Below are 533 nucleotides of genomic sequence, written 5' to 3' on the forward strand. Positions count from 1 at the left end.
GGTATGGGAAAGGGTTTCTTTCATGGCTTCGATAACGTGTTCTTTTCCTAGCTTTGCCACCCAGGTTTTGATTTCGCGTTTAATAAACTTGGGGATGTTACCACCGCCAAAGTTGTCTTGATAAAATACAACAGCGTCAACAGGAGGAGCTGTTGTTGTTTGTACGTTTTTGTTTTCTTTTTGTCTTGTATTGTTTTGTTTAAATAATGGGATCGGTTTGTGGTTCACCTTGTGGTCATCTTTGTGGCTCACACTTTCGTTTTCAGTAATCGGACTGTTCGTAGATTCCGCATACTCATCTGTGATCGTTGGATAATCTGCTTGAAATTCTATTTCATCTACGTCGATGAGCGCGCTTTCTTTTGTGGTATCAACCGTTACAAATTGTCTATCAACATCATTACCTCTAGGGAACACAAGACTTACCATCTGATAGATAGCGGATTGATTACCAGTTCTTGAACGGAAGTCGATATAGCCTTTTTGCTTCAGTTCGGCTCTTGCACGTTTAAAGGTGCCATCTTTTAATCTTG

General features: G+C 40.3%; 1 pseudogene. It reads right to left on the bottom strand.

Features of this window, described 5'->3' with window-relative positions:
• A pseudogene (locus tag FCI53_RS21630) lies at window positions 1-533 on the bottom strand (hypothetical protein); the annotation flags it as partial.

Source organism: Aquibacillus sediminis, assembly GCF_005870085.1.
Taxonomy (GTDB): domain Bacteria; phylum Bacillota; class Bacilli; order Bacillales; family Amphibacillaceae; genus Aquibacillus_E; species Aquibacillus_E sediminis.